Source organism: Rhodoferax sp. GW822-FHT04A08 (genome assembly GCF_058801025.1).
The window spans coordinates 1-1,770 of sequence record NZ_JBXAMW010000058.1; the positions used below are offsets into that span (position 1 = coordinate 1).

The 1,770-nt window shown below is 60.5% G+C and carries 2 protein-coding genes; both read right to left on the reverse strand.

Features of this window, described 5'->3' with window-relative positions:
• Nucleotides 1–9 precede the first annotated feature (9 nt).
• Nucleotides 10–678: a hypothetical protein gene (locus AC1RMF_RS26535; RefSeq protein ID WP_493145542.1), complete on the reverse strand. Its 669-nt coding sequence runs from the start codon at nucleotides 676–678 to the stop codon at nucleotides 10–12.
• Nucleotides 679–840: 162 nt separating this feature from the next.
• On the reverse strand, nucleotides 841–1,770 hold a 930-nt coding region (locus AC1RMF_RS26540; protein WP_493145543.1), incomplete at its 5' end, for a site-specific integrase.

The following is a 1,770-nucleotide window of genomic DNA, read 5'->3' on the forward strand; positions in this document are numbered from 1 at the left end:
CGTGTCGGTTCAGTAGCAGGACAGGTTGGAAGCCGGGCGGGCTGCTCGGAGCAGGACTTGTCGGTCCTGCCCATTCACTCCCGCGCTCTGTCCCACGTGCGCCCCAGCGTTCACACGGGAGAGCGCCCGGCGCACTGTGTTGCGCAGCCGGGGAACATAGAAGTCGTCCACTTCTTCGGGCAGACCGCAGCCAAGGCACATGCGCACCAGGCCTGCCACGCGCTCGTCCTGCCGGTCCAACTGCCGCAAGGGATCCATCAACAAGGTATGCAGGACATCGTCGACGTCGCTCCCTGCATCAATGCATGCTCCGAGGAACGCACGGCTACCTTCAATGAAGGTCGCGACAAACAGAGCCTCCCGCTCGGCGCCACCAAATTCACTGGAATAGGCTGCGGTCTCGGCCGCTGACCGCAGGACCTGCACTACGTAGCGACACAGGCCAGTGCGCTGGTACTGCACGCCGCCCACTGGTGTTGTGAGCACCATGTGAATCTCGGGTTCAGCAACGAAGGTGGAAAACATTCGGCGCAGGGGGACACTGTCCAGCGAGTGCACAGCCTGGTCGATGAAAGTCTGGGGGTCAGGACCCACGGTGACTTCATAGCTGGTGGCCTGAGATACGTTGGCGGAAATTGCGGAAGCAGCGGAAACTGGGGTGATGGCGATACGGTTCATTGGGTTCTCCTTGACAGGAATTCGGGATGTTTTGGGCAAAGCTCCGCCTGACCGGGCTGCGGGAGGCAGTCCGGGTGGGCTGTGGTCGGTAGTGGTGGCTTAGAAAATGGCCAAGTTCATGGCCCAACTAGGGGTCTGGCCAGTGGAGTGGCTCGGCACCGGTCATGTCTCAGCCTCCTGCCAGTTCTTGGCCATGTCTTCCCAGCTCAAGGGAGCCAGGGACGATGCGGGCTTGTCGACACGGGATGGGGCCTTAGCGGCCACAGCCGCATCGACGCCGGCGACGCTCGCTTCGGCCTTGGCTGCTTGGGCTGCTGCCTCTTCAGTAGCTTTGGCTGCAGTTTGTTCGGCCTCTTCCTTACTCCAATGCACTTCTGACTTCTTCCAGTTGCCCGGCCTCGGAATGGGCTGGCGCATGGCGTCGCTGTGCAGCGGATCAACCGGGATCAGCACCGGGCCACCCGTCTCATTTACCGATGCCAGTGGCCCTTGTGAGAGCTTGGCAGCGAGCAAACGCTCCATGGCTGAGCCGTCTTGGCGCGTGAGGTTGGGCACGTAGCGGCTGTAAACCTTGAAAAGCATCTGCGTATCGGCATGCCCAAGCTGGCGGGCAATCCACTCGGGTGCTTCGCCGGATGCTAGCCACAAGGTGGCAGCCGTGTGACGTGTCTGATAGGGCCTGCGCCGCTCCAGCCCCAAGTGCCGCAGCAGCGGATACCAAATCCGGTCCGAGAAATTCTTGTTGTCCAGGGGCTTACCCTCGATGTTGCAAAACACGTATTCGGACAGCTTGCCTGTGGCCTCCCACTGGGCCTTCAGCGCTTCCAAGACCGGTGCGCTCATCTGGATATCGCGCTGCGAGCCATCGGTCTTGGTGTACTCATCCTCTCCCAGGACAAAGGTCTCCCGCACTTTGATAATGCGCAGCTCGAAATCCACGTACTTCCACTTCAGCCCATTGATCTCACCAGTACGCATGCCGGTGAAGATGCGCGTGACCATGTAATTGCGGTAATCCGGGCGGACGGTAGCAATGATGCGCTGCACATCTTGCAAACTAAATGGGTTCACATCCACCTTGAGCTGCTTGAG

What these genes read in the sequence shown, in the direction of transcription:
- AC1RMF_RS26535 (WP_493145542.1), bottom strand. Translation starts at nt 678, where the DNA reads ATGAACCGTATCGCCATCACCCCAGTTTCCGCTGCTTCCGCAATTTCC.